We start from the raw sequence: 26,768 nt of genomic DNA, 5'->3' as shown, positions 1-26,768 counted from the left end.
GGCGCGGCGGCCGCGGCGGGCGCGGCGGGCGTCGCGGAGGGGGGTTGGTCGGCGGTGTTGGGCCAGCCGGAGATCTCCAGCAAGTGGGCTGGGCCGACCTTGGCGTCGGGGTGGATGTGGGCGGCTCGGACCTCGTGGCTTCCGCGGAGTGCTGATGCCATCGCGACTACGGGGCCGGGGACGACATCGCCGCCGCGGCCGGAGCCGTGTTCGGGGCCTTTGTCGTCGGAGGTCCGTACCCAGTGCATGGTGGCGATCGATGTCGTGGTGCTCACCGTGGTGAAGCCGTTGCGATGCGACAACCCGAGTTCGGGATGCACGATGCTGATGCTGTTCTCGAGCGGCTGGGCCCAGAACTCCTGGCGCAACGGCGGCATCGTGTGGGTCGAGTACCCCAGCCGGGCATAGAGCGGCGAGTCGGCACGCTCGTCCCCGGCGACCGAATGATCAGTGCCGTGGTTGGCGATCCGCACGATCCCGTCAGCTCGGGTGCCGCTGACCAACCAGCCTGGCTCTGCGAGCGCCATCGTGAAGTCGGAACGCTCGACCGGCAAGGGTTCCTCCGACGCCGTCCAGACCGGGTGGTCGGCTGGAAGCATCAGTCCGAGCATCCCCTTCACCGCCCAGTACGGCGATCCGAACCCGGAGTACGACTGCGCGATCGCCGGCCATTCGGCGTACCAGCCGAGGTTGAGCAGGCCGTTGCGGTCCGGGACGCCGCGGTCGAGGAAGTGGCCGAGCATGCCTGACGTGGTACGCCGGAGCAGGCCTGGTGCGAGGTCGGTGGCGCCGGTGATCGCGCCCATCCAGAAAGGCGCGGCGGCGGCGAACCGATAGGTCAGGCTGCGGCCCTGGACCAGGGGTGAGCCGTTGCCGCCGACGAGGTGGACCGCGGCCGACAAGAATTCCGCAAGCCGCTCTCGCCAGGCAGTTTCCAGTGCCGGGCCGCACAGCCCGCGATCCATCATTGCCCAGAGCAACGGATAGACCTGGAGCGCCCAGCCGTTGTAGTGGTCGTAGGCGCGCTCCTGACCGTCGGCGTACCAGCCGTGACCGCGGTACAGCGACTCGTGCACCGCGACACCGCTCTCGATGTCCGCCGGCGACCACGGTCCGCCGACGGACTTGAGGAACGTCTCGACGACGATCTGGAACCAGACCCAGTTGATCGGCGGGTACTGCTCACCGACCACGGTCGCCAGCCAGGCGACGATCCGCTCGCGGTCCAGGTCGCTCAGCCGGTCCCACAACCAAGGCTTGGACAGATGCAGGCCGAGCGCGATCGAGCAGGCCTCCACCTTCGCCTGGCCGAGCTGATCCGGCCGCGGCCACGCGTGCGGCGACGCGGGATCCGTCCCCGCCCGCAGCCCGTCGGCGTACCACTCGGCGAGGTTGTGCGGATCGTTGCCGTCCTCCCCTTTCAGCCGGATCGCCAGCAATAGGAAGGATCTGGCGAACGCCTCGAGGGAATCGCTGTCGCGGCCGTAGGCGCTGCGCGGCCCCGGCAGCTCGATCCGGGCATGGTCGGGCGATGCCCAGGGCTGCAGCGACAGCAGCAGCCGGTCGGCGACCGCACCCCAGGAATCGCGGGTCAGGCCGGTGAAGGAAGCGTCGGTCACGGGCGGGTTCCTCGGGTCAGAGTCAGCTGGAAATCGGGCTTTGCATCGATGATCAAGCGGTGCACCGAAGGTCCCCAGACGGCCGACAGCAGTTCGTCGTCGACCACGCGCGTCTCGAGCCGTCCGCTACCGAGGTCAGCATCCCAGCTCAGCTGGGCCAGAGCGCCACTCAAGGTCTCGACCACCAACCGCCCGGCCTCGTGATCGACAGGCCGTCCCGCGATCACGAAGTGTTCGGCGACCTCGTCGCCCGACGCCCAGGCGTCGACGATCCGGATCGCTTCGTCGCCGCGATCCAGCGTCGCCGTCCGACGAAGCTTCCCGCTCGGATACGCCCCGGACAGATCGAGCTCGGCCACAACACCGTCCCGTACGACGAAGTCGCCGGCTCGCCACTGCGGCCCGGCCTCCTGCTGCCGGCCGTTGACGACAGGGACGTTGTGCCACTCGCTCCGGACCACCCATTGCTCGTATCGGCGATCGGAGAACGAGATCGCCGTGTAGGTCGGCTGCCCGAGGTCGATCAGTACCGGCGTTCCGTCAAGCGCGGCGATCACCGAGCCGACGTCGTTGTGATTGTGGTTCTCGTCGTTGTGCCCGCCCTTGACCGCGAGCGTCCAGCCCTCGGCCGAGCCTTCCTTCTGGCGGGCTACCAGCAGCTGCACGTCCGGAAGCCAGCTCGACTTCGGTAGCGGCAGCTGCGTCGGAGTGCTACCCCACCATTCGTCGTCGGCAAGGGCGACGAGCGCTCGCCCCAGGCCGCTCTCGGCGATCGGCTGTTCGCGATGGGCGGCGGCCTGCGCCATGACCGTCGCGTCACCGATCCTTCTACCCCACCGGTGCAGCAGATCCCAGGGCTGCTGGGGATCCGGTCTCGCCGGTCCGTCGCCGACATTCACATACCAACCGTCGCCGAGCGCCATCCGCTGCGGATAGCGAGCGAGTTCCTCCAGAGGTGCACAACGCCAAGGGTCCAAAGCGCCCAGGGTGATCCGGTCGAGCAGTTCCAGTGCCGTGGCAAGTCGGGCCGGCCCGTTCCACCAGTACGCATAGCCTTCATCGCATCCACCGTCGGCCGGCAGGGCCTGCAGATAGCGGTCGAGACCTTCGACGACCAGGTCCACCACGTGCGTACGGCGTACCGGGTCTGTCTCCAGGAACAGCGCTGCCACCAGGACATGCCCGTGGATCCAGGGATTCCAGTTGTGGAGATGCCCGTCGAGGCCGAGCCAATGCCAGCGACGGTCGTCGACGAACGGACGCAGTACGCGTTGCTCTGTCTCGACCCGCAAACGCCGGCGCAGCCCTGGGACCCGCTCGTCCAAGGCTGGACCGAGCACGAGATCGGCCCAGGCCAGGATCTCCACGGTCTCGGCGGCGCCCAGATCGAGATAGGGCTCGGCCGGATCCGCGAGCACCTCTCCCCGGTCCGTCGCGAACGACTCGTGCGCCGCCCAGCACCACGTCGTCTGCTCACACAGCAGAAGCAGCCCGTCGGCCGCCTCGTCGACGTACCGCTGCTCCGCAGTCAGCACCGCCGCGAGCACGGCACTCCTCGTCCTGCGCCGCAACTCCCCCGCCGGATTCTCGTACGCCGTCCGTACGCCGTCTCGCCAATAGCGGGCGAAGTCGGACAGCAACAACCGAGGCCACGGCTGGGCCCGGTCTGTCTCTGCCCGGGCCAGAATCGCCGCCGAGACCGACGTCGGACGGGACTCCCACAGATCGCGCTGCCGTAGATCAGGAACACCGGTTCGGTCCCTAGCCGACTCCACCGCAGCGTGCCGGATCGCCGGGCTCAGAGCGGCCCAGCGTTGAGCGAGCGACGTCATGACCGGGGCGGCGCCGTGCTCGCGCGGATGACCAGTTCGGTGGGGACGCTGACCGGCTGGTGATGGTGTTCGTGCGAGTCGAGCTCGACGATCAGGGCCTCGACGGCACGCCGGCCGACGTCGCCGAAGAACTGGCGGACCGTGGTCAGCGGTGGCCAGAAATGGGCGGCGCTCTCCTGGTCGTCGAAACCCACCACGCTCACGTCGCCGGGGATCGCGCGCTGCTCCTCATGGAGTGCGCGGAGCAGGCCGAGCGCCATCGCGTCGTTCGCAGCGAACACGGCCGTGACCTCCGGATCAGCAGCCAATTGACGGCCGACCTCGTACCCCGAGGTGGCGGACCAGTCCCCGACCAGCACCGGCGGCACGACTCGCCCGCGCGAGAGCAAGGTCTGTTCCCAGGAACGACGGCGCCGGCTCGCGGCGAACGACGACTCCGGCCCGCCGAGATGCCAGACCGTCTCATGGCCCAGGTCCAGCAGGTGCTCGGTAGCGAGCCGGGCGCCCTGCGCCTGGTCGGTGTCGACGATCGGATAGTCGTAGTGCGCACTGGAGTCGACGACCACGACCGGAAGCCCTTCCGGCAGGTGGATCTCGGCCTCGTCGAGCTGATGCGCCTCGATCAGGATGATCACGCCGTCGACCGCCTGCTCCTGGAGCCGGCTGAACGCTCCGGTCACCTTGCCCTGGTCGGCGTCGAGCAGCGGCAGCAGGTTGATCCCGTAGCCGGCCGCGGTCGCGGCCGTCCCGATCGCATCGAGCGTGCGGGTGTTGCCGAAGCTGGACAGCTCGAAGACGATCAGGCCGATACTGCGGAACTGCCCGTTCCGCAGCGCCCGGGCCGCGCCGTTCGGCCGGTAGCCGACCTCGCGCATCGCGGCCAGCACCCGGTCCCGGGTACCGGCGTCGACGTTCGGCCGGTCGTTCGCGACCCGCGACACGGTCTGGCCCGATACTCCGGCCAGCCGGGCCACGTCGGCTATCGAGGGTCCTCGCTGACGCAACTTACCCACCTCCATCGACGGCAGTCTAGTTACCCACCTCCATCGACCGCAGTCTAGACATGTTGACGTCAACAAGCTACCGTCCCGATCGTCGGTGTTAACGTCAACACACTCCGGAGGAGGCTTCGCAATGTCGTCGTCCATCGTCGGCCGGAACGCCGCGGGCCGAAGTCCCGCCGCCCGCAGCCGACGGCGCCTCGAGGCGAAAGGCTGGCTGTTCGTCGGCCCCTTCCTGGCCGTCTTCGCAGTCACCTTCCTGGCCCCGATCGGGTACGCGATCTACCTGAGCCTGTTCCGCGACCAGGCGTTCTTCGGCGGCACCGTCTTCGTCGGCCTCGACAACTACGCCGACGCACTCAAGGACGCCAAGTTCTGGGAGGCCGCCGGCCGGGTGCTGGCGTTCCTCGTCGTCCAGGTCCCGGTGATGCTCCTGCTCGCGCTCGGCGCTGCCCTCGCGATCGACAGCGCCCGGCTGCGCGGCGCGAGCTTCTTCCGGATCGTGATCTTCCTGCCGTACGCCGTACCGGGTGTGGTCGCCGTCCTGATGTGGGGCTTCCTGTACGGCGACTCGTTCGGCCTCGCCGCGGATCTCAACGACCTGCTCGGCACGACCGCGATCCAGCCGCTCAGCGGCACCTGGATGCTGCCGTCGATCGCCAACATCGTCACCTGGGAGTTCGTCGGATACAACATGCTGATCTTCTACTCCGCCCTGCGCACCGTCCCCGGCGAGCTCTACGAGGCCGCCGCGATCGACGGTGCCGGCGCGCTCCGAACGGTCCGGGCGATCAAACTGCCCGCGCTGCGTGGTGCGATCGTGATCGCCACCATCTTCTCGATCATCGGCAGCTTCCAGCTGTTCAACGAGCCCAACATCCTGCGCACGCTGGCGCCGAACGTGATCACCACCTACTACACGCCGAACATGTACGCCTACAACCTCTCGTTCGCCGGCCAGCAGTTCAACTACTCGGCCACCGTCGCGATCGTGATGGGCGTCTTCACCGCGATCATCGCGTACGTCGTTCAGCTCCGCGGCTCGCGGGAGGCACTGTGACCAGGTCCAAACCGTCCCGGGTGCTGACCGGTGTGATGGTGCTCTACCTCATCTACACGCTGGTTCCCCTGATCTGGCTGGTGATCAGCGCGACCAAGACCCAGTCCGATCTGGTCTCCACGTCAGGGCTGTGGTTCGGCCACAAGTTCGCGCTGTTCTCGAACATCAAGCAGACGCTGACCTACAACGACGGCATCTTCCTGCGCTGGCTCGGCAACACCGTCCTGTACGTCGTGGTCGGCGCAGGTGGTGCGACCCTGCTCGCCACCGCCGCGGGGTACGGGCTGGCGAAGTACAAGTTCAGTGGCCGGCGCGCGGTCTTCGCGATCCTGCTCGGTGCGGTCGCGGTGCCCGGTACGGCGCTCGCCGTACCGACGTTCCTGCTGTTCTCCAAGGTCGGCCTCACCAACACGGTGTGGGCGATCATCATCCCGTCCCTGATCAGTCCGTTCGGGCTGTATCTGATGTGGGTCTACGCCACCGAGGCGATCCCGGCCGAGCTGCTCGAAGCGGCCCGGATCGACGGCGCCGGCGAAGTACGGATCTTCTGGACCGTGGCGCTGCGGCTGCTCGCGCCCGGTGTGGTGACCGTGCTCCTCTTCGCGGTGGTGGCGACCTGGAACAACTACTTCCTGCCACTGATCATGCTCAGCAAGCCGAGTCTGTACCCGCTGACGGTCGGACTCACGCAGTGGAACAACCAGGCCACCGGCGTCGGGGCGAACCCGATCTACAACCTGGTGATCACCGGGTCGGTGCTGACCATCGTGCCGCTCGTCGTGGCGTTCCTTCTGCTCCAGCGTTTCTGGCAGTCCGGCCTGAGCGCCGGAAGCATCAAGTGATTCCCACCGGTGAGAGGAGTTCGATGAAATCCGCACTCTGGCGGGTCACCGTGGCAGTCGCCACCGTGGCCACCGCCCTGACAGTCCCCGCGGCCGCCGCGCCGTACCAGACCGACCAGGTGACACACCAGGACACCGCCGCCTTCCGCGGCGTCAACTGGGCCGACCCGCGCGACAACTACGCCGACGACGAGGTGGTCCCGTCCGGCCTCAGTACGGCGGACAGCTACGCGACCACCTATCGCAAGGCGACCGGCATCCTCAGCGAGTTCCGCACCGAGCTGCGCGCCAACACGGTCCGCCTGCCGATCAACCCGGCCAGCGTGGGGACGAACTGGTGGTCGTCCTACCGCGGCGCGATCGATGCTGCGACGGACCAGGGCTTCAAGGTCATCCTGAGCTACTGGGAGGCCGACAACGCCAAGGACGGCCGGGTCGACGACACGGCCGCCTTCACCACGATGTGGGACACCGTCTTCCGGACCTACCGGAAGAACCCGAAGGTGTACTTCGAGCCGATGAACGAGCCGTTCGGCTACTCGCTCACCGACTGGGTCGCATTGACCTCGTCGTGGGTCAACCGGCACTCCGACGTACCGCGCAGCCGGCTGGTCATCTCGGGCACCGGCTACAACGACAACGTCACCGGCGTCGGCGCCGCCCCGGAGCTGAAGGGCACCCTGCTTTCCCTGCACTTCTACGGTTTCTGGGCGTCGTACACCACCGAGGCGGAGTGGCTGGCCAACCTACGGCCGCGGATCGGCGACTACGGCTGGCGCACGATCATCGACGAGGCCGGCTCACCGATGACGATCGGGCTGAACTACGGCAACCACGAGGGCAACGTCTCCACCGCGTACCTCGGCGCCTTGACCGACACGGCCCGGGCGCTCGGGATGGGCATCGTGTACTGGCCCGGCCTGCGCACCGGCGACTCTTACTCGATGACCACCCAGGTGAGCGAACGCGACCTGAAGGTCAACAGCGCAAGCGGTCTGGCCCAGCTGCAGTGGGGCTGGGGTCTGCTCAAGAAGGAGCCGGTGAACACCCTCCCGCCCGCGCCACCCGGCGAGCCGCTGCGAGGAGTCGACAGCAACCGCTGCGTCGACGTACCGGGATTCTCCACCACCAACGGCACGGCTCTTGATCTGTGGGACTGCAACGGTGGCGGCAACCAGACCTGGAACTGGACCGCGAGCAAGCAGCTCACCGTCTACGCGAACAAGTGCCTGACGATCGGCGGTGACGGCGCCGCCGGCAGCCCGGTGCTCATCACGGACTGCACCGGCGTACCGAGCCAGGCGTGGCAGCTCAACGAGGACAAGTCGATCTCCAGCATCGGCACCCCGGCCCTCTGCTTGCAGGCGGCCGGAACAGAGAACGGCACCGCGGTTCAGGTTCAGCCCTGCAACGGACAGCCGAACCAGCAATGGGCACGACAGTGAGAGGGAACACCATGAAGTCAACCCAACGACAGTCCCGTCGGCTGATGGCCGTCGGCGCGATCGCAGTGCTGTCGCTCGTCCTGGCCGCGTGCGGCTCCAACGACGACAGCAAGGCAGGCGACAGCAAGCAGCAGGGCTCCCCCGCCGCAGTGGACGAGGCGCTGCAGAAGGGCGGCACGATCACCTACTGGAGCTGGACACCGTCCGCCCAGGCGCAGGTCGCGGCCTTCGAAAAGGCCTACCCGAACGTCAAGGTGAACTACGTCAATGCCGGCACCGGCAACGACCACTACACGAAGCTGCAGAACACGATCAAGGCCGGCACCGGCGCTCCCGACGTCGCCCAGATCGAGTACCAGGCGCTGCCGCAGTTCGCGCTGCCCGGCTCGCTGGTCGACCTGCGTCAGTACGGCTTCGACCAGTTCCAGTCGGCGTACACCCCGTCGACCTGGGCGGCCGTGCACGCGGCGGACGGGCTGTTCGGGCTGCCGCAGGACTCGGGCCCGATGGCCCTGTTCTACAACAAGGAGGTCTTCGACAAGTACGGTCTGACCGTGCCCAAGACCTGGGACGAGTACATCGCGGCGGCGAAGAAGCTGCACCAGGCCGACCCGAAGAAGTACATCACCAGCGACACCGGCGACGCCGGATTCGCCACCAGCATGAGCTGGCAGGCCGGCGGCAAGCCGTTCAGCACCAACGGCAAGAACGTCACCATCAACCTGCAGGACGAGGGCACGAAGAAGTGGACCGCGAACTGGAACCAGTTGGTCCAGGGCGGACTCCTCTCGACGATTCCCAGCTGGTCCGACGCCTGGTTCAAGGCACTCGGTGACGGCACCATCGCCACCCTGCCGACCGGTGCTTGGATGCCCGGTGTCCTGGAGTCTTCGGTGAAGGCCGGCGCCGGCAAGTGGCGGGTCGCTCCGATGCCGACGTACGGCGGAGACGCAGTGACGGCCGAGAACGGTGGCAGCACCCAGTCCGTGCTCAAGCAGAGCAAGAACCCGGCGCTCGCCGCAGGCTTCGTCCGCTGGCTCAACAACGGCGACGGCGTCAAGACCTTCCTCGCCAGCGGCGGCTTCCCGGCCACCACTGCCGACCTGAAGGCTCCCACCTTCGTCGACAGCAAGAACGCGTACTTCGGCGGCCAGCAGATCAACCAGGTGCTGACCGCAGCCGCGAGCACCGTCGCGCCGGGCTGGAGCTACCTGCCGTACGAGCTGTACGCCAACAGCATCTTCGGCGACACCGTCGGCAAGGCCTACCTGGCCAAGACCGATCTCGACGCCGGGCTGAAGGCCTGGCAGGAAGCACTCGTGGCCTACGGCAACCAGCAGGGTTTCCAGGTCAACGGCTGACCGAACAACTGTCCAACCTGAGGGAGACATGCCAGACTTCGCGATCGGTGAGTCCGATTTCCTGCTCGACGGCCGGCCGTTCCGGATCCTGTCCGGTGCGCTGCACTACTTCCGGATCCATCCCGATCTGTGGACGGACCGGATCGAGAAGGCCCGGTTGATGGGACTCAACACCATCGAGACGTACGTGCCGTGGAACGCCCACTCGCCACGGCCGGGTGTCTTCGACACCAGCGGCATGCTCGACCTCGAGCGGTTCCTGCGCCGGGTGGCCGACGCCGGGCTGTACGCGATCGTCCGGCCCGGACCGTACATCTGTGCCGAATGGGACAACGGCGGCCTCCCCTCCTGGCTCTTCCAGCAGCCAGGGGTGGGAGTCCGCCGCTACGAGCCGCAGTACCTGGCCGCGGTAGGCGAGTACCTCGGCCAGGTACTGCGCATCGTGCGCCCGCTCCAGGTCGACCAGGGCGGATCGGTGCTGCTGCTCCAGGTCGAGAACGAATACGGTGCCTTTGGCAACGATTCGGCGTACCTGCAGTGGCTGACCGACCTGTTCCACCAGGCGGGCATCACGGTGCCGCTGGTCACGGTGGACCAGCCTGTCGACGAGATGCTGGCGGCCGGCGGCATCGACGGCGTACTGCGAACCGGTTCGTTCGGCTCGCGGTCCACCGAGCGGCTGGCGACGCTGCGGGCGCATCAGCCCACCGGGCCGCTGATGTGTATGGAGTTCTGGGACGGCTGGTTCGACCACTGGGGCGGTCCGCACCACACCACCTCCGCGGACGAGGCGGCCGCCGAGCTGGACACACTGCTGACCGCGGGCGCCTCGGTGAACATCTACATGTTCCACGGTGGGACCAACTTCGGGCTCACCAGCGGCGCCAACGACAAGGGCGTCTACCGGCCGACCATCACGTCGTACGACTACGACGCGCCGCTGGACGAGGCCGGCCGGCCTACCGCGAAGTACCACGCGTTCCGGGACGTGATCGCCAAGCACGCCGAGGTTCCGCCGCTGCCGGACTTCGAGGTCAGCTCCTCACCGGAGTTCGAGGTGGAGCTCGGCGAACCGATCCGGCTCCTCGACCGCCCGGAGGACTGGGGTGTCTGGCGGAGTCACGATCGGCTCCCAAGCCTGGACGACCTCGATGCCCGGCTGGCCGTCTACCGCACCGACCTCGACCTCGACGGTCCTGCCGTTCTCCAGCTGGCCGAGATCCGCGACCGGGCCCTGGTCTTCCTCGACGGCGACCCGGTCGGTGTCCTCAACCGCGAGGACCACGATCGCGCGATCACCTTGCCGCGTGGACGTGGCCGGCTCGACCTGGTCGTCGAGGACCAGGGCCGGGTCAACTACGGTTCGCGGATCGGTGAACCGAAGGGACCCATCGGTCCGCTACTGGTGGGCGGGATCGAGCCGGCTGCCTGGCAGACCCTCGTGATCGACCTCGACACCGTGCCGCAGCTCTGGCAGACAGCGAAGACCTCCGCACCGGGCGTCGGCCCCATCGCGTGGCGGGCCACCTTCTCGGTCGAAGAACCCACTGATCTGTTCCTGCGAACGGATGCCTGGGGCAAGGGACTCGCGTGGATCAACGGTTTCTGTCTCGGCCGCTACTGGCGCCGCGGCCCGCAGGAGACCCTCTACATCCCTGGTCCCGTCCTGCGCCCAGGACCCAACGACCTGGTCGTCCTAGAACTGGACACTCTCCAGCCCCCCACAGCCCGCTTGGTCCCCTCCCCCGCCCTAGGCCCCCCAGAGCTCTGATCCCCCGCTCATCGGTCCCTTGTTCCCCGGCGTGTCGGCGTTCATCGGTCCGAAGAGGCGGTCCGGAGCGGGGCGACACTGGTCAGGGTGGGCTTGACCTTCTTGATCGTGCCGTCCGCGGCGAAGTACAGGCGGTCGATCGTCGTCTCCCGGTGCTGCCCGTCGCCGCCGGGCAGGCCGAAGCGGTGGTACGCGATGTACCAGTCGTCCGTGCCGGGGACCTGGATGATCGACTGATGGCCGGTCGCGAGAATGCCCTGCGCGGGATCCTTCTCGAGGATGACGCCCCGGTACGTCCAGGGTCCGTTGACGCTCGGTGCCGTCGCGTAGCCCACCCGATAGTTGGGCGAACCGGTGTCGTCGATCGAGTACGTCAGGTAGTACGTCCCCTTGCGGTAGTTGACGAAGGAGCCCTCGCGGAAGTCGGTCAGCCCGCTGATCGGTTTCAGCGTCTCTGCCTTGATGCCGAGCATGTCGTCCGTCAGTTCGGCGTACACCGGTGAACCGTTGCCCCAGAAGAGGTAGTACTTCTTGGTCACCGGATCCCGGAACGCGGCCGGGTCGATCGCCTGACCGGACGTGACGGCCTCGTTGTTGAGGATCATCGCGGTCGGCTGCGCGGTGAAGGGGCCTTCCGGGCTGTTGGCGACCGCGACGCCGATCGTCTTGCGGTCGTACGTCGGGTTGTGACCCGAGAAGTAGAAGTAGTACTTGCCGTTGCGCTCGATGATCGTCGGCGCCCAGGCGTTGCCGGTGGCCCACGGAACGTTGCCGATGGCACCGTCGAGGGTCAGAAATGGTTTGGCCGATCGCTGCCAGTCGACCAGGTTCTTCGACTTCCAGACGTAGAAGTCCTTGCCACCCCAGCCGGCGTACCCGTCAGTGGTCACGTAGAGGTAGTAGGTGTCGCCGAAGTGGGCGATGTTGGGATCCGCGTTGTATCCCGGCAGCACGGGTGATCGCATCACGACAGCCTTGACCGTCCATTTCCGCTTGGTTCCGTCCTGAGCAGTCACCGTGTAGGTGCGCGGCTTCGAGAGGTCGACCCGCCCGGCCGGGGAGATCTTCGAGGTGGCGACGACCTTCAGCACCGGCGCCAGTTTCTTGAGGTCCGTGCCCGGTACGACGGGCAGCGTCACGCTCGACGAGGGGTCGTCGATGATCGCCGGCACCTTGAGACTCGGCAGCTCGACGCCGATGATCGCCCGCGGATCGGCGTCCTGGTTGGCGACCTCGGTCGACGACAGGGCCCGGTTGTACAGCCGGAAGTCGCGCACTTTTCCCTTCAGGTACTTGTCGGAGGTGTACATCGACCGCCCGATGTAGTTGGCCGTCGTCCGGCCGCCGCCGATGTCACCGGGGTCGATGGTGACGCCGGTCTTCCGGCCGACCTGGACGCCGTCCAAGTAGAGCGTGGCGATCCCGTCGGGCGTGAGGGTGTACGTCAGCGCCTTCCAGACGCCGCGTGGCACGGGGCTGCCCGACGTCGCGGTCTGCTCGGTCGACCAGTTGCCGGTGGCAATCGACGTACGGTAGGCGTCGCCGGTCATGAACAGGTAGCCGTTGCCGGTGTCGTTCGCGGTGTTGCCGAGGCCCCAGATGAAGTACGGCGTCGTCTGGCCGGTGTCGATCCAGACGTCGGCCGAGACGGTGATCGCGTCGAGCCCGGTCATCAGGTTGTCGGGCAGCTTCACGTGCCCGTTGGTGCCGCCGAGATTCAGCGCCCCGCCGGCCCAGCTCGCATCCCCGGCCAGCACGCCGTCGTACCCGTGCCCGGTCACGTCGGTCGCCGTACCACCGCTGGTCTGGTCCAACGGATAGCGGGCGACCAGCCCGTTCGCGTCGGCCTTGACCGGCGGCGGAAGCACCAGGCCGTCGCGCAGCCGGTCGAGTTCGGCCTGGGTAACCGGAAGGACGGTGCCGTGCCGTGGGCTGGCCGGCAGCGAGTACGCCGGTGGCACCTGCCAGTTCGGTGCCTCGAGGTCGTTCGTACCGAGCGGGATGTATCCGCGGCCGCCGTACTCGTCGACGAAGAGGTTGTACTTGGAGCCGGAAGTGTCACCTGGGTTGGATTTGAAGACCGTCGGTCCCTCGACCGCCGACGTCCCCGCGTCCCGGCCGATGCACGAGTCCTGCATCGCCCAGGCCGGCTTGCCAGGCAGGTCGACCGCGGTCAGCGAGGTGGACTTCTCCTGGATGATGTCCGAGCAACCGGTGCCGCCACCACCCTCGTCCTTGGTGAAGCGGTAGTACGCGCCGTTCTCCTTGATCACGGTCGAGTCGATCCGGGACTCGCCCCGGTCCTGCCAGATCTGCGGTGCGGTGAAGGTCCGGAAGTCACGGGTCGTTGCGTAGAGCATCCGGTTGTACGTCGAACCGGTGTGACCCGGATCGTCCTCGGCGTACAGCTTCGACGCCCAGAAGACGACGTACGACTGGAGTTCGTCGTCCCAGTAGGCCTCTGGAGCCCAGGTGTTGCCGGCCGTCTCCGGCGAGACGAGGACATGGCGCTGCTCGGACCAGGTCACCAGGTCGGTCGATTCCCAGACCTCCAGATAGCGGCTGCCCTGGCGCTGCGCGGCATCCCAGTCACCGTTGCGGCCGATCGACAGATCGGTCGCGATCAGGAAGAACCGGTCCCCCTCGGGCGAACGGATCAGGAACGGGTCACGCAGGCCGAGAGTGCCCTTGGTGGACTCGATTTTGGGCTGGCCGTTGTTGAGCTCGTCCCACTTCAGCGCGGTGTTGCCACGGCTCGCGGCGAAGTAGATCTTCTCCCCCGCGATCGAGTTACCGGTGAAGTAGGCGAACACATAACCGGCGTAGGGCTCGGCCGCGTTTTCCTGGGCGGGCGCCGTGCCTCCGGCAGCTGCTGTCACCGGCAAGAGCCCTCCAAGAACGGCCAAGAGCGCTGTAACCACCACAACGGACGAGCGCATGCTGATCTGCATCCCAACCTCACCAGGGTTGTTAACGTTAACAGTCTCGGTAGTCTGGCCAAGCCCACTCGGTCCGTCAAGAGCCTGGCCCGTTTTGGACCCGACCCGTGTTAACGCAAACATATTTCGGTATCGATCGCCGACTTTGTCTTGACTTGGCAAGCGCTTGCCTCTTAGCGTCCGTCCGTCGCCTACAAGGGCTGCGAGGATCACAAGGAGACCAACGATGACCAGTTCTCTTCGACGGTGGCGGTGCCTGGCAGTAGTCGTGGCAGCCGCGATGACACTGGCCGCGTGTGGTTCGAGTTCCGACGATTCGGGCTCGGGTGACGCCAAGAAGATCACCTTCTGGCTGTCGACCGCCGCCCAGATCCAGGGGTACACCGACCTGGCCAAGGAGTTCCAGGCCAAGGAAGGCATCACCGTCGAGGTCGTCAACCAGCCGTACGACGGGTACCAGGACAAGCTGCGGCAGTCGGCCCAGGCCAAGTCGCTTCCGGACGTCGCCAGCGTGCCCTCCCTCGACACCCTGTGGCTCAACCAGCTCCAGGATCTGAGCTCGACAGCGAACAACGAGACGAACAAGATCCGTAAAGACCTGGTCACCGAGCAGGACGGCAAGGTGCTCGCCATCCCGTCCGACCTGACCGCGGCGGGACTGTTCATCAACAAGACCCTGTTCAAGAAGGCGGGCGTCGCCGTACCGACCGATCCGGCGAAGACCTGGACCTGGGACGAGTTCCTGGCGGCGGCCTCCAAGGTCCGGGACGCGACCGGCGCGAAGTACGACCTGGTCTACGACAACTCGGCCGCGCGGATTCCGGGCCTTCATCTACAACAACGGCGGCAAGGGCTTCCAGCTCGGTGACGACGGCAAGTACCAGGCGCCGGACGCCGCGACCATCGCCGCGCTGACCAAGTTCAAGGCGATGAACGACAACAAGGTGATGCCGAAGTCGGTCTGGACCTCCGGCGCCGACCCGAACGCGCTGTTCAAGAGCGGACAGGTGGTCGCGTACTTCTCCGGCGTCTGGCAGGTGCCCGACTTCGCCGAAGGCATCACCGGCTTCGAATGGGCCAGTGCGCCGACCCCGGGTCCCGTACACGCGACCGACATCAACCTCGGCGGCAAGGTGGTTGCCTTCAACAACAAGGACACCGCGGCGGCGGCCAAGAAGTGGGTCGACTTCCTGTTCCAGCGGGACAACTACACCAAGCTGGCACAGGCCAACGGCTATCTGCCGATCGAGACCGGCCTCACCCTGACCTACCCGTTCAAGTCCAAGGCAGCACTCGACGGCTTCGCGCTCTACACCAAGGAGATCGAGCTCGCCGACCCGATCTCTGCCTCGGGTCAGGCCGCCGGCACGAAGCTGCTGCTCGAGGGCAAGGCTGCCGCGGACGACCCGACCAAGCCCGAGCTGGCGAAGTTCATCAACGGCGAGCAGGATGTCCAGAAGACGGTCGACAACATCGTCAATGGCCTCAACTCGCAGCTGGGCTGAGCGGGTGCAAGGAATCTTGCCGCGCCGGCGCCGCCTGAACCATTACACGGCGGCGCCGCTGGTCCTCATCTCGGTCAACCTGCTGCTGTTCGTCACCTTCTTCGTCTGGCCTGCGGTGACCGGCCTGCTGTACTCGTTCACGAGCTACACCGGGATCGGCACCGCGCCGTACGTCGGACTCGACAACTACCAACGCCTGTTGCAGGACGACGCGTTCTATGCGGCACTCACCCGGACCCTGGTCTTTACGGCCGGCGTGGTGCCACTGACGCTCGTGCTCTCCCTGAGTACGGCGGTGCTGCTCGTCACCGACTACACCAAGGGCAAGGCCGTCGCGCGGATCATCTTCTTCCTGCCGTGGCTGATCTCACCGATCATCGCCGGTGTCATCTGGCGCTGGATGTTCGGCGAGAACTTCGGCCTCGTCAACTACATCATCAGCTCGCTCGGCGGCAGCGAGGTGCCCTGGCAGTCCAACGCGAACCTGTCGATGCTGGTGGTCGTGATCGCCGCGGCCTGGGGCGGCACCGCGTTCAACATGCTGCTGTTCGTCGCCGCGCTCAAGAACGTGCCGAGCGCGTACTACGAGGCGGCGTCGCTCGACGGCGCCGGCTCGTGGGCCAAGTTCCGGCACATCACCGTGCCCGCGATCGCGCCGACCACCTTCATCGTGGTGCTGCTCAGCGTGCTCGGCTCGATGAAGGAGTACGCGCTGATCCAGGCGATCAACGCGGGTGGTCCGGGGACGGCGAACAACCTGCTCGTCCAGTACATCTACACCAAGGGTTTCCAGCGGGCCCAGATCGGCTACGCGAGCGCCGCGTCGTTCGTGCTGATGCTGATCCTGATGGTGATCGCGCTCATCCAGCTCGCCCTGAACCGGCGGAAGGACTCCTGACATGGCCGCCAGCACCACCGGGGAACTCCCCAAGAAGATCTGGGCGACCGCCGTCATGTGGCTCATGGTCGCCGTCTATGGCATCCCGGTCCTCTGGTTCCTGCTCAGCTCGTTCAAGCCGGCCGGCGAACTGTTCTCGTATCCGCTGACGTTCTTCCCCAAGCACGCCACGATCAAGGGCTTCACGCAGGCGTGGACGAGCTTCGACGTCGCGCACTACTTCGTGAACACGCTGATCGTCGCCATCTCCGCCACGGTGCTCACCATCGTCGCGAGCGCGGCCTGTGGGTATGCGTTGGCGAAGTACAAGAACTGGTGGGTCAAGGCGTTCACCATCTGCATCCTGGCGACCACCATGCTGCCCGGCGAGGTCATCCTCGCACCACTGTTCCTGGTCGTGCGCAACCTCGGCCTCTACAACAGCCTGGCAGCCGTCGTCGTCCCGTCGGTCATCACGGCCACCGGCACCTTCATGTTCCGCCAGTTCTTCCTCACCGTCCCGAACGACCTCCTGGAGGCAGCCCGGATCGACGGCTCCGGCGAACTGTCCACCCTTTTCCGCATCATGCTGCCGCTCTCCCGGCCCATCATGCTGACCCTGGCCATCTTCTCGTTCCAATGGCGCTGGAACGACTACATCTGGCCCCTCGTCGTCCTGAACGACCCCAGCAAATACACCCTCCAGATCGGCGTAGCCACCATCGTCGGCGCCGAAAACGTCAACTGGTCCGTCCTCCTGGGCGCCTCGGTCCTCTCGATGATCCCCCTAGTAGCCCTCTACCTCGTCTTCCAGAAATACGTCATGAGCGCCGACATCGACGCCGGCCTGAAAGACTGACGAACGAGTGCTTGAACGCTTGACGGATACTGAGCGTCACCACTAGCGTATGCGGGGCCGGGGGGAACCGGCAGTCAGCAACATCATCGGGCCGGGGGGATCGGCCCACTGCCACAGGAGATACTCATGACTCGACGTCGCTTCAGCCTGCCCGCATGCGCTGCTCTGGTGGCCGTCACAGGTGCACTCGGAGTAGTCGCACCGCTGGAGGCATCAGCTGCCAGCCCGATCCTGCTGACCAGCGTTCAGTACGACCCGCCGGGCACCGACACGCGGACGAATGCACATCTCAACCAGGAGTACGTGACCTTCCGGAACATGACCGGTAAGGCGGTCAGCCTCGGGGGCTGGCGGATCCGGGACAACCAGAACCACACCTTCGTGTTCCCGTCGAGCTGGATCCTCAAGCCCGGCGCGACCGGCGTACTCCGCACCGGCAGGGGCACCGCCAGCGGCACCACCGTGTACTGGAACCAGAGCAACTACATCTGGAACAACACCGGCGACAGCGTCCGCCTGCAGTCCCCGTCGAACGCCGTGATGGACCGCTGCACCTACAGCAACTCCCCCGGCCGAGCCCGCGTCGCCTGCTGACCAACCATCCTTGCCCTCAGCAATTTTATGGAGCATGTCCCGCGGCTCGGGCTAAGCTGCGGGGATGTCCGCAGATCGGGTTGCCTGGTCTGCGGAGGTGTTGCTCGGTGGTGTGGTGATGCTGGGCGCATCGGTGCAATGGCTGACCGGGATGGGGTTCGCGCTGGTCGCCGTACCGGCTTTGATCCTGTTGCTCGGTCCCGGTGACGGCGTTGCCCTGGCCAACTGTGCGTCGGGTGCCATCTGCCTGATCGGACTGATGGGTGGCTGGGCGAACGTGCGGCTACGGGCGATGATCCCGCTGGTCTGCGCTGCCGCTTGCACGGTTCCGCTCGGAAGCTGGGTCACGAACCGGCTGCCCGAGCCGGTGCTGCTCGTCGGCTCGGGCGCACTGGTGACCGCTGCCGCCGTACTCGTGCTGAGTGGTTTGCGGGTGCAAGCTCTTGACGGCCTCGGCGGCGCGCTGACCGCCGGGGCGGCCGGTGGCTTCATGAACGCCGCGGCCGGCCTGGGTGGGCCGCCGATCTCCCTGTACGCCGTGAACGCGGGCTGGACGATTCGGGAGTTCGTCCCGAACGCGTTGTTCTACGGCGTCGTGGTGAACATCTTCTCGGTGCTCTCGAACGGGCTTCCCCACCTCGGCTCCGGCAGCTGGATCGCCGCGACCACCGGCCTGTCCGCCGGAGCCCTCATCGGCCGAGCCCTCGCCGGCCGCCTCCCGGACCGGTTCGCCCGCCTCCTCGTCCTCCTGCTCGCCCTAGCCGGCGGCCTCTCCGCCCTGACCAAAGGCCTGCTAGGCCTGTGACTGAGGCGGACTGTCCGGGTCGGCCGGGGTGCTGGGGTCGGCCGGAGTGCTCGGGTCGGTCGGGATGTCGGGGTCGGTCGGGGTGTCGGGGTCGGCTGGGTCGGTGGGGTCGGGGTCGAGGGTGGCGCCGGGGAGGGCCTTCATGATGGCTTCGAAGCGGCGGACGTAGTCCTGGTAGCGGCCGCGCTCGGCGACGATCAGGTCCTGCATCTTGTTCGCCAGGTCGGAGTACCGGGCCGTCTCGGCAGCCTCGAACCTCCTGAGCTCGGCCAGTACTTCGTCTGCGTTCGCCATGTCATCTCCAGGTCCGGCCTTCAGTACTGCGGCCAGGTCGGTACGGAACTTGTTCATCGGGCAACGGCCCGGGTCGTCCTTGCGGCGGGTGTGTTCCTTGTGCCCGATCACCGACAGCGCGGACCACCCGTAGAAGTCGCAGATCGCGGCTGCGTGCAACAGCGCCGTACGGTAGGCGGCCGCGCTCATCGGGTTGGCGCCGGTGTACCGGATCTCATTGCCGTAGTAGTAGTCGTTGCCGTCGATGTTGTCCGGGCCGGGCCGCAGCTCGCCGCCGTACCCGTTGTAGTCCTCGGCGGAAACGTGGTTCAGCGTCGTCAGCGACCCTGCCCCCGCGTGATTGGCGCGGCCGACGGCGCCCAGGTGCAGGTCGCCGTCCATGTCGGTCGACACGTTGCAGAGCGGTCCGGGGATGCCTTCCTCCGGCCGGCCGCGGACGAAGAGAAAGTTCAGGTAGTCGTCGGTCTGCGAACTGCTGCCGGTGTGGTGGATGACGATCCCGCGCGCGTCCTTGATCCCGCCGGGCCGCCCGCGGGTCCGCCAGCCGGGGTACTCCCGGACCTTCACATCCCATTTGCGCAACGCGGCAAGGGTCTGATCAGCCGTCATCGGCCTGGCCAAAACAACTCCTCACATCGGCGGTCCCGGCCATCCAGCAACATGGAGTGGGCGGCTCCCTACTCTGGGTGATATACCAGATCGGGCCGGGGCTAAACCTCTCGCCCGCGAGAACCTACCCACCCACGTCGGCCAAGTCGAGTGATTCGTCAGGAGCTGTACAGCTCGAATTCGAAAAGCGAATAGCCGTAGCCGGTGCCACGGGCCGTGCCGAGCACTCGGACGTAGCGCCCCGAGCCGGAGAGTCCGGTCAGGTCGTCGGTGCCGCCGTCGCCGGTTGTGGTGGTGTAGATCGTGGCCCAGTTGGCGGCGTCGTTGGAGACCTGGATCTGGTACCCCTTGCCGTAGGCGGTCTCCCACACCAGCTTGGCCCGTTTGATCGGCTGGGTGCTGCCGAGGTCGACCCGAAGCCACTGGCTGTCGGTGTAGAGACTCGACCACCGGGTCGCGAGGTTGCTGTCGACGGCGTACGCCGCCGGGAAGTTCGCCGTCTCGGTGCTCGACGCCGTCGCGGGTTTGCCGGCCGCGAGGTTGCCTGACGGCGCGTAGACCTCGAACTCGTACAGCGAGAAGCCCCATTGACTCGAGCGAGCCGTGCCCTGCATCCGGACGTAGCGCCCGGAGCCGGAGAGCCCGGGGAGGTCGTCGGTCCCACCGTCGCCGGTGGTCGTGGTGTAGATCGTCGTCCAGTTGGTGGCGTCGTTCGAGACCTGAATCTGGTACCCCTTGCCGTACGCGGTCTCCCAGTTCAGCTTGACCCGGCCGATCGGCTGGGTGGTGCCGAGGTCGACCTGGAGCCACTCGGTGTTGGTGTAGCCGCTGGACCAGCGGGTGGACGGATCGCTGTCCGTCGCGTTGACGGCGGGGAAGTCCGCGGTCTCGGTGCTCGATGCCGTCGTGGGCTTACCGGCCGCGAGGTTGCCCGGGACGACCGCGGACGGCCAGGCGGGGTTGCGGCCGATCGTGGTGATGATCGGGGTGAAGCTCGCCCAGGTCGCCACCAGCTTGGGGGAACCCCAGGTCTGCTGGGCCAGCATCCGCAGCCCGTTCTTGATGTCGGCGGCGATCCGGGTCTCGGTCGCCACGTCCGGGTTGTCGCACCAGATGTGCAGCTTCGATCCCAGGTTCTTCGACTTCGACGCCGCGGTGATGTTCTGGCTGCCCTGGAACAGATCGGGGTTCCAGGTGTCGTAGCCCCATTGCGACCCCGGCCCACCGGGACCGCCGCTGCCGAGCACGTAGTACGTCGGATCCCAGGACTCGTTGGAGATCAGGTGGCCGTTGTCGATGTGCTGCTGCGGCGAGAGGCCGTAGTTGTACCAGAACTCCAGGATGACGTTGGCGTTCACGGTGACCGCGGCACCGCCGCCGATGCCGTCGTTCCAGGCGCGCGTGGTCTTGCCGGCCGCGCGCACGATCCCGTTGGCCCAGTTGATGAAACCGAGGTAGATGTCCTTGGCGTTCGCGGTCGGACCGTACTTCGCGCGCGCCGCGGCCAGCAGTTGCGGATGAGTGTTGTAGTCCACTTGATACTCGTCGGCGCCGATGTGGAAGTACGGGCCGGGGAACAGCGGCAGGTACTCGTCGTAGATGTCCTTGATCAGCGTGTACGCCGCGTCCTTCGACAGGTCGATGTAGCCGTTGCTGACGACACCGGTGTTGCTGACCAGCTTCAAGTCCGCGTGCTTGGCCAGGATGGTGTCCATGTGACCGGGTGCGTCGAACTCAGGCACGATCGTGACCTTGTACTTCGCGGCGAGAGCGATCAGGTCGGTGACCTCCTGCTTGCTCAGATGATCGGCCGACACGTACTCCGGGTGCTTGGTGGACTCGATCCGGAAGCCCTTGTTGTCCGACAGGTGCAGGTGGAAGTAGTTCAGCTTGAGATACGCGAGTTCCTTCACGTGGTCCCGCAGCCATTGCGGTGTGAAGTACTTGCGGCCGTTGTCGACCATCAGGCCGCGCTCGGGCTTGAGCGCCCAGTCCCGCGCTGTTCCCTGCGGGATCGAGTTGCTCTGCTTGAGCAGTTGCAGGACAGTGCGGGTGCCGTAGAACGCGCCCTTGTCGTCCCGTGCGGTGATGCTGATCTTGTCGGTCACCGACAAGGCGTAGCCCTCCGCACCGAGGCCGGAGTCGGTCGAGCCGAGCGCCAGGTAGATGTCGCCCGCCCGTACGTCGGTGCTCGTGCCGCTCACCTGCGTCAGGGTCCGGCCGGTGAGCGCCTTGACGTCGTCGGCGAAGACCTGGCTGGTGGTGGCGAGGGTCGCCGCGTCCGTGGTGGCGCGCACGATCCGGGTGCCGCTGCCGAAGATGTAGGAGCCGGTACCGCCGGTCCACTCCTGCAGGGCGGGGATGGTCAGCGGCTTGGGGTTGGTGGCCGCCGGCGCGGCCGTCGCACCGCCGGCCACCGTGACGGTGGAGGCGAGCAGGACTGCCGCGGCGAACACGGCGTACGGGAGAGAGCGCAAAGATCGCATCGGAACCTCTGGAGTCTCGTCGGGACGAAGACCGCTGGGGCGGGGGTCTCGCTGACGTAGAGTGCAGCGGATTACCAAAGGATCTGTCAATAAGTGAGCGATGTAGTGATCTTGCGATCATCTATGTGCAGCTTGGTCAGGACAAAAGTGGCAGGAGCTGGTCGCCGACGCGGATGATCTCTTCGCGGTACGGCGTATCGGAGAGGATGAAGTGGGTGAGGCCGAGGTCCCGGTACTTGCGCAGCGACTTGGCGACGTCCTCGGCCGAGCCGACCAGCCAGGTGGTGCCGGCGCCGCCACCGCCGTACTTGCCGGGAGCGGTGTAGAGGTTGTCGTCGAGGACCTCGCCGCGCTCAGCCAGGTCGAGCAGGCGTTGCTGACCGACCGCCCGGAAGCGTCGCGGGTTGTGCCCGTGGGTGTCCTGGGCACCGGCCATCTGTTCGACCTTCGCTTCCGCGTCGGCCCACGCCTGCTCGGTGGTGTCGCGGATCAGCGTGGTGATCCGGAGCCCGAACTCGAGCGGCTGGTGCTCGCGGCCCAAGGATTCCTGCAGGTTCTTGAGCCGCTCGACGCGTTCGGCGATACCGTCGAGGGGTTCGCCCCAGAAGAGCTGTACGTCGGCGTCGGTCGCGGAAACCTTTTCGGCTGCAGGGGATGCGCCGCCGAAGTACAGGCGTGGGTGTGGCCGTCCCTCGCGGGCGACCGGGCGGGTCGCGACGGTCGAGTTCTCGACGGCGAAGTACTCACCGGTGAAGGTGACGTTCTCCTCGGTCCAGAGCCGGCGGACGAGCTGGAGGAACTCCTTGGTCCGCGCATAACGCTGCGCCTGGTCGCCTTCGGCATCGCCGTACGCCGCGAGGTTGTCCTGGCCGGACACGATGTTGACCAGCAACCGGCCACCCGAGAGTTCGTCCAGGGTGCTCGCGGCCGACGCGAAATGCGCCGGCCGCCAATAGCCCGGACGGATCGCGACGAGTGGCTGGAAGGTAGTGGTTCGCGCGGCGAGCGCCGTACCGACCGTGAACGTGTCCGGGCGTCCCCAGCCGGTTCCGAGCAGCGCGCCGCCCCAGCCGTGGTCCTCGGTCAGCCGGGCCAGTTCGGTGAGCCGGTCGAGGCTGTTGTGCCCCTCGACCGCGCTGTCGCCGCGATGCCCCGGCGCGACCTGGTTGGGGATGTACCAGAGGAATTCCAGACTCATACAAAGAATTCTATTCCAACTGATTTACTACCTATTCATCGTCTCATCGTTCGGTCCTGTGGCTACTGGGCCTTGCGGTTCTGCTTGAAGCGGCGGACCTCGTGCGGCCAACCACACGCCTCCGCCACCTTGCCGGCCCACATCTTGGCAGTGTCGTCATCGGGCACACTCACCAGCGCGAACCCACCGAGAAACTCCTTGGTCTCGACGTAGGGCCCGTCGGTGATCACCAGGTCGTCGCCGGTCGGGTCGGCGTGATAAACCGGCCCGTCCTCCTCTTCCAGCCCGCCGGCGAACACATACACCCCCGCGTCCTTCATCTCTTCCACAACCGCCTTGGCCAGCGGCCCCCTCCCGGCGAACCACTCCTCACTGTGGTCACCCACCCACTGCTGATTGAAGTAGATGAGGTACTCAGCCATGACAACTCCTCAAACTCCGGCAGACCCACTGTCCACCTCCACCAACCCTACGAACAGCATCACCCGAATCCGACAGGGCTCTCCGCAGCAATTTCCCTCAGTCCGAGGCCGGCGACGGCGGGCTACTTGACGGCGCCGGCTACCAGGCCCGCTACGTAGTACCGCTGGAGTAGGAGATAGAGGACGATGCACGGGATGGCCGTGACGGCTACGCCGGCTTGCATGAGGCCCCAGTTGAGGGTGCCCAGTTGGTTGGAGGCGAGCACGGTCAGGGTGACCGGCAAGGTGAACTTGGACTCGTCGGTGACCAGGATCAGGGCCGCGAAGAACTCGTTCCAGGAGGCGAAGAAGGTGAACAGCGCCGTACTGATCAGGCCCGGGATTGCCACCGGCAACAGAACGCGGGCCATCGCGCTGACCAGGCCGCAGCCGTCGACCAGAGCGGCTTCCTCGATGCTGGCCGGCACCGAGGCGAAGCTGTTGCGCATCAGGAAGATCCCGAACGGCAACTGGAACGTCGTGTAGACGAGGGTCAGTCCCAGCAGGGTGTCGCTCAGTCCCATGTCGTGCAGGATCGAGAACAGCGGCGTGATGATGGCCTGGAACGGGATCATGAACGTCGCCAGGATGATGAAGAACAGCACCCCGCTCCCCCGGAACCGCAGCTTCGCGAAGCCGTAGCCGGCCAGGGTCGCGAGCAGCATCGTCAACAGCGTCGTACCGGCGGCCACCAGCAGGCTGTTGCTGACGTGCTGCCAGATCCCGAACTGGCCGGTGTTGCCGAGCGCCCGGTAGTTGTCCAGCGAGACTCCGTGCGGGTAGAGCGTCGGCGGGTTCTCCGTTGCCTCGCTGGGCTTCTTCAGCGACTGCGAGACCATCACCGCCAGCGGATAGAGGACGAGGACGGAGACGCAGCCGCACGCGATCCACCAGGCAGCGCGGGGCAGCGTACGGCGTACGTCGGCAAGCGTCGTTTTCATGAGTGATCCGAATTCCGCAGGAGCAGCATCTGGACGGCACTGACCGCCGCCAGCGCAACCATCAGGATGGCCGACAGTGCAGCGCCGTAGCCGAGGTCGAAGTTGATGAACGAGGTTCGGTAGATCTGGTAGACGGCCGTGATCGTGCCGTTGGACGGACCGCCCGCGGTCATGATGTAGAACTGGTCGAACGCCAGCAGCGAACCGGCCACGGAGAACACCAGCACCAGGGCGAGCGTGGGGCGCAGCAGCGGCAAAGTGATGTGCAGGAAGGCTTTCCAGCGACTCGCGCCGTCGATCCGTGCCGCCTCTGTCAACTCCCCGGGGATCGCCTGCATCCCCGACAGCAGGAGCAGCATCTGCATGCCGGTGACCTTCCAGACGACCATCGCCGTCACCACCAGCAGGCCGCTGGTGGCGGTGGCGAACCAGTTCGTGTCGCGACTGACCAGTCCGAACCGGGCCGCCAGATCGGACAACGGGCCGAGGCCGGGCTGGGCGAGGTACAGCCAGAGGAAGGCGCCGGCCGCGAACCCGATCACGACCGGCAGGAAGAAGATCGACTGGAAGACCCGGGCCGCCCGGCCGCCGCGATGAACGAGGAACGCGACGGCGAGTCCGGCGAACAGCAGGATCGGCGTGATCAACGCCGTGTAGGTCAAGGTGAAGCGGACCGCGTGCAACCAGTCGGTGTCGTGAAGAGCCCGGCGATAGTTGGCCAGGCCGGTGAAGCTGTGCTCACCGAGCAACGGCCAGTCGTGCAGCGACATCCAGAACGTCATCACGAGCGGTACGAGGAAGAACACCGTGACGACCACCAGGGCCGGCGACACCATCGCCACGCCCGTCAGCTGACGACGTCGCCGGGGGGACAGCCAGGGCCGGCGGGCCTCGGCCGGCCTGGCGACCGGCCGGCTCCGCGGCACAGGTGGGCTGATGGTCTTGGTCATCGTCAGCCCTTGTCGATGATCTGCTGAGCGGCTGCCTGGGCAGCGGTCTGGGCCGCCTTGACGTCACCGTTGCCGAACACCGCCTGGTTGATCAACTTCGACCACGGGCCGTTGTTGTCGTTGATGATCGCGTTCTCGACCACGCTGTACGGCGTTTGCCCGATCGCCATCGCCTGACCGAGGACCTTGTACCGCGGATCGAGCGGCGCGTAGATCTTGTCGATCAGGTCCGTCCGGACCGGGACGATCGCGTTCTTCGCCAGGATGGTCTGGGCCTCTTCACTGGTGGCCCACTTGACGAAGTCGTACGCGACGGCCTTGTTCTTGGCGCCCTTGGTGACGGCGATCTCGTCACCGCCTGCGAACGAAGCCGAGCCGCCGTCCTTGCCGACGATCGGGGTGGCGCCGAAGTCGATCTTCTTGTCCGCGACCAACGTCTGGACGAAGAAGGCACCGAGGTTGACCATGCCGACCTTGCCGCTCTGGAACGAGGCCGGTTGCACGCTGCCGTTGTCGGTCTTCGCCAACGGCGGCATCAGGCCCTCGGTCCACAGCTGACGATAGAAGGTGAGCGCATCGGTGACCTCGGAACTGTCGAACGACGCGCTCTTCCCGTCGTCGGACAGCACCTTGCCGCCGCTGGCCCAGACATGCGGGGCGAACTCGAAGATGTTGCAGCCGCCGCACTGGCCGGCCATCGTGAAGCCGTAGTAGTCGGGGCCGAGTTTCCGGATCGCCCGCGCATCGGCGAGCATCTCGGCATAGTTCTTCGGCGGCTTGGCGGGGTCGAGGCCAGCCTTCTTGAAGAGATCCTTGTTGTAGAAGGTGACGGAGGCCTCGGCGGTGAACGGCAGCGCGTAGGTCTTGCCCTCGAAGACGGCCAGCTTCTTGTGCGCCGGGCTGAGTCCGTCCTTCCAGCTCAGCGAATCCAGTACTGGCGTCAGATCGTCGAGGACACCCTTGGACGCGAAGTACGGCAGGTAGACCAGGTCGATCGAGGCGATGTCGGGGCCGGAGCCCGAGGCTGCCGCCGTACCGAATTTCTGGACGAAGTTCCCGGATGGTACGACGGTGACCTTCACCTTGCCGTCATGGGTCTTGTTGTACTGCTCGGCCAGCAGGTTGATGAATCCCTTGGCACTGTCGCGCACCCACAGGGTCGCCGTACCGGTCGGTTTGTCGGTGGCTGCCGACGACTTCTGGTCTCCGCCACCGCACCCCGCGAGGACGAGCGCGAGAGCGGCAGCGACTACTGCCGCGAATCTCGTAGTTCTCATGGCGACTTCACTTTCTGCTCGCGTGACCGCGAGCGGAGATTC

At 66.5% G+C, this 26,768-nt stretch carries 22 protein-coding genes; 11 read left to right on the top strand and 11 right to left on the bottom strand.

Annotated features, from left to right (window positions below):
• From ABZ004_RS38140 to ABZ004_RS38130, 3 genes are all read right to left on the bottom strand, one after another.
• Window positions 1-1,619 (bottom strand): DUF2264 domain-containing protein (locus tag ABZ004_RS38140; protein ID WP_355686821.1); only part of this gene is annotated, 1,619 nt, incomplete at its 3' end.
• Complete coding sequence (locus ABZ004_RS38135) at window positions 1,616-3,451, bottom strand: heparinase II/III family protein (RefSeq protein WP_355686819.1); 1,836 nt, start codon at window positions 3,449-3,451, stop codon at window positions 1,616-1,618. The genes ABZ004_RS38135 and ABZ004_RS38140, both read right to left, overlap by 4 nt.
• Window positions 3,448-4,470 carry a LacI family DNA-binding transcriptional regulator gene (locus ABZ004_RS38130; protein ID WP_355686817.1) on the bottom strand — a complete coding sequence of 341 codons (1,023 nt, stop codon included), beginning with the start codon at window positions 4,468-4,470 and terminating at the stop codon, window positions 3,448-3,450. Before ABZ004_RS38130 ends, ABZ004_RS38135 begins: the two co-directional genes overlap by 4 nt.
• 115 nt (window positions 4,471-4,585) lie before the next feature.
• On the opposite strand from ABZ004_RS38130, the gene ABZ004_RS38125 reads away from it, so the two are divergent.
• From ABZ004_RS38125 to ABZ004_RS38105, 5 genes are read left to right on the top strand one after another with little or no spacing between them, the layout of a single operon-like run.
• Window positions 4,586-5,512: a sugar ABC transporter permease gene (locus ABZ004_RS38125; RefSeq protein WP_355686815.1), complete on the top strand. Its 927-nt coding sequence runs from the start codon at window positions 4,586-4,588 to the stop codon at window positions 5,510-5,512.
• The gene (locus ABZ004_RS38120; protein WP_355686813.1) at window positions 5,509-6,354 is read left to right on the top strand and encodes a carbohydrate ABC transporter permease; all 846 of its coding nucleotides are present in this window, start codon (window positions 5,509-5,511) and stop codon (window positions 6,352-6,354) included. The genes ABZ004_RS38125 and ABZ004_RS38120 overlap by 4 nt, the downstream gene beginning before the upstream one ends.
• A 23-nt stretch (window positions 6,355-6,377) precedes the next feature.
• Window positions 6,378-7,799 (top strand): ricin-type beta-trefoil lectin domain protein, encoded by a 1,422-nt coding sequence (locus ABZ004_RS38115; protein WP_355686811.1) that lies wholly within the window; start codon window positions 6,378-6,380, stop codon window positions 7,797-7,799.
• 11 nt (window positions 7,800-7,810) lie between these two features.
• Window positions 7,811-9,160 carry an extracellular solute-binding protein gene (locus tag ABZ004_RS38110; RefSeq protein ID WP_355686809.1) on the top strand — a complete coding sequence of 450 codons (1,350 nt, stop codon included), beginning with the start codon at window positions 7,811-7,813 and terminating at the stop codon, window positions 9,158-9,160.
• Window positions 9,161-9,188: 28 nt separating this feature from the next.
• Window positions 9,189-10,931: a beta-galactosidase family protein gene (locus tag ABZ004_RS38105; protein WP_355686807.1), complete on the top strand. Its 1,743-nt coding sequence runs from the start codon at window positions 9,189-9,191 to the stop codon at window positions 10,929-10,931.
• Between the two features lie 41 nt (window positions 10,932-10,972).
• On the opposite strand, the gene ABZ004_RS38100 is transcribed toward ABZ004_RS38105, so the two are convergent.
• Window positions 10,973-13,810, bottom strand: a complete 2,838-nt coding sequence (locus ABZ004_RS38100) for a family 43 glycosylhydrolase (RefSeq protein WP_355686805.1) — start codon at window positions 13,808-13,810, stop codon at window positions 10,973-10,975.
• A gap of 286 nt (window positions 13,811-14,096) precedes the next feature.
• Between ABZ004_RS38100 and ABZ004_RS38095 the strand changes: the two genes are divergently transcribed.
• From ABZ004_RS38095 to ABZ004_RS38070, 6 genes are all read left to right on the top strand, one after another.
• A complete protein-coding gene (locus ABZ004_RS38095; protein WP_355686803.1) occupies window positions 14,097-14,738 on the top strand; it encodes an extracellular solute-binding protein in 642 nt (213 codons plus the stop codon).
• The gene (locus ABZ004_RS38090) at window positions 14,701-15,375 is read left to right on the top strand and encodes an extracellular solute-binding protein (RefSeq protein ID WP_355686822.1); all 675 of its coding nucleotides are present in this window, start codon (window positions 14,701-14,703) and stop codon (window positions 15,373-15,375) included. Before ABZ004_RS38095 ends, ABZ004_RS38090 begins: the two co-directional genes overlap by 38 nt.
• 4 nt (window positions 15,376-15,379) lie before the next feature.
• Window positions 15,380-16,273 (top strand): sugar ABC transporter permease, encoded by an 894-nt coding sequence (locus tag ABZ004_RS38085; RefSeq protein WP_355686801.1) that lies wholly within the window; start codon window positions 15,380-15,382, stop codon window positions 16,271-16,273.
• 1 nt (window position 16,274) lies between these two features.
• Window positions 16,275-17,111, top strand: coding sequence for a carbohydrate ABC transporter permease (locus tag ABZ004_RS38080; protein WP_355686799.1), 837 nt, complete (start codon window positions 16,275-16,277; stop codon window positions 17,109-17,111).
• A 126-nt stretch (window positions 17,112-17,237) separates the two neighbouring features.
• Window positions 17,238-17,705 (top strand): lamin tail domain-containing protein, encoded by a 468-nt coding sequence (locus tag ABZ004_RS38075; protein ID WP_355686797.1) that lies wholly within the window; start codon window positions 17,238-17,240, stop codon window positions 17,703-17,705.
• 64 nt (window positions 17,706-17,769) lie between these two features.
• Window positions 17,770-18,510: a sulfite exporter TauE/SafE family protein gene (locus tag ABZ004_RS38070; protein ID WP_355686795.1), complete on the top strand. Its 741-nt coding sequence runs from the start codon at window positions 17,770-17,772 to the stop codon at window positions 18,508-18,510.
• Here ABZ004_RS38070 and ABZ004_RS38065 read toward each other — a convergent pair.
• From ABZ004_RS38065 to ABZ004_RS38035, 7 genes are all read right to left on the bottom strand, one after another.
• Entirely contained in the window at window positions 18,499-19,425 is a 927-nt protein-coding gene (locus tag ABZ004_RS38065; RefSeq protein WP_355686793.1) for an N-acetylmuramoyl-L-alanine amidase, read from the bottom strand. The two genes, ABZ004_RS38070 and ABZ004_RS38065, sit on opposite strands and share 12 nt — an antisense overlap.
• Window positions 19,426-19,571: 146 nt before the next feature.
• Window positions 19,572-21,899, bottom strand: coding sequence for a discoidin domain-containing protein (locus ABZ004_RS38060; protein WP_355686791.1), 2,328 nt, complete (start codon window positions 21,897-21,899; stop codon window positions 19,572-19,574).
• A 136-nt stretch (window positions 21,900-22,035) separates the two neighbouring features.
• Entirely contained in the window at window positions 22,036-23,097 is a 1,062-nt protein-coding gene (locus tag ABZ004_RS38055) for an LLM class flavin-dependent oxidoreductase (RefSeq protein ID WP_355686789.1), read from the bottom strand.
• A 62-nt stretch (window positions 23,098-23,159) separates the two neighbouring features.
• On the bottom strand, window positions 23,160-23,519 hold the full coding sequence (locus ABZ004_RS38050) for a YciI family protein (protein ID WP_355686788.1): 360 nt from the start codon (window positions 23,517-23,519) through the stop codon (window positions 23,160-23,162).
• A gap of 122 nt (window positions 23,520-23,641) precedes the next feature.
• The gene (locus ABZ004_RS38045; protein WP_355686786.1) at window positions 23,642-24,499 is read right to left on the bottom strand and encodes a carbohydrate ABC transporter permease; all 858 of its coding nucleotides are present in this window, start codon (window positions 24,497-24,499) and stop codon (window positions 23,642-23,644) included.
• Window positions 24,496-25,449, bottom strand: coding sequence for a sugar ABC transporter permease (locus ABZ004_RS38040; RefSeq protein WP_355686784.1), 954 nt, complete (start codon window positions 25,447-25,449; stop codon window positions 24,496-24,498). The genes ABZ004_RS38045 and ABZ004_RS38040 overlap by 4 nt, the downstream gene beginning before the upstream one ends.
• A 2-nt stretch (window positions 25,450-25,451) precedes the next feature.
• Complete coding sequence (locus ABZ004_RS38035; protein WP_355686783.1) at window positions 25,452-26,726, bottom strand: sugar ABC transporter substrate-binding protein; 1,275 nt, start codon at window positions 26,724-26,726, stop codon at window positions 25,452-25,454.
• Window positions 26,727-26,768 lie beyond the last annotated feature (42 nt).

This window comes from Kribbella sp. NPDC006257, assembly GCF_040613535.1.
Classification (GTDB): Bacteria; Actinomycetota; Actinomycetes; order Propionibacteriales; family Kribbellaceae; genus Kribbella.
The sequence above is the reverse complement of the archived record's forward strand: the minus strand, read 5'-3'. Positions and strand labels throughout refer to the sequence as shown.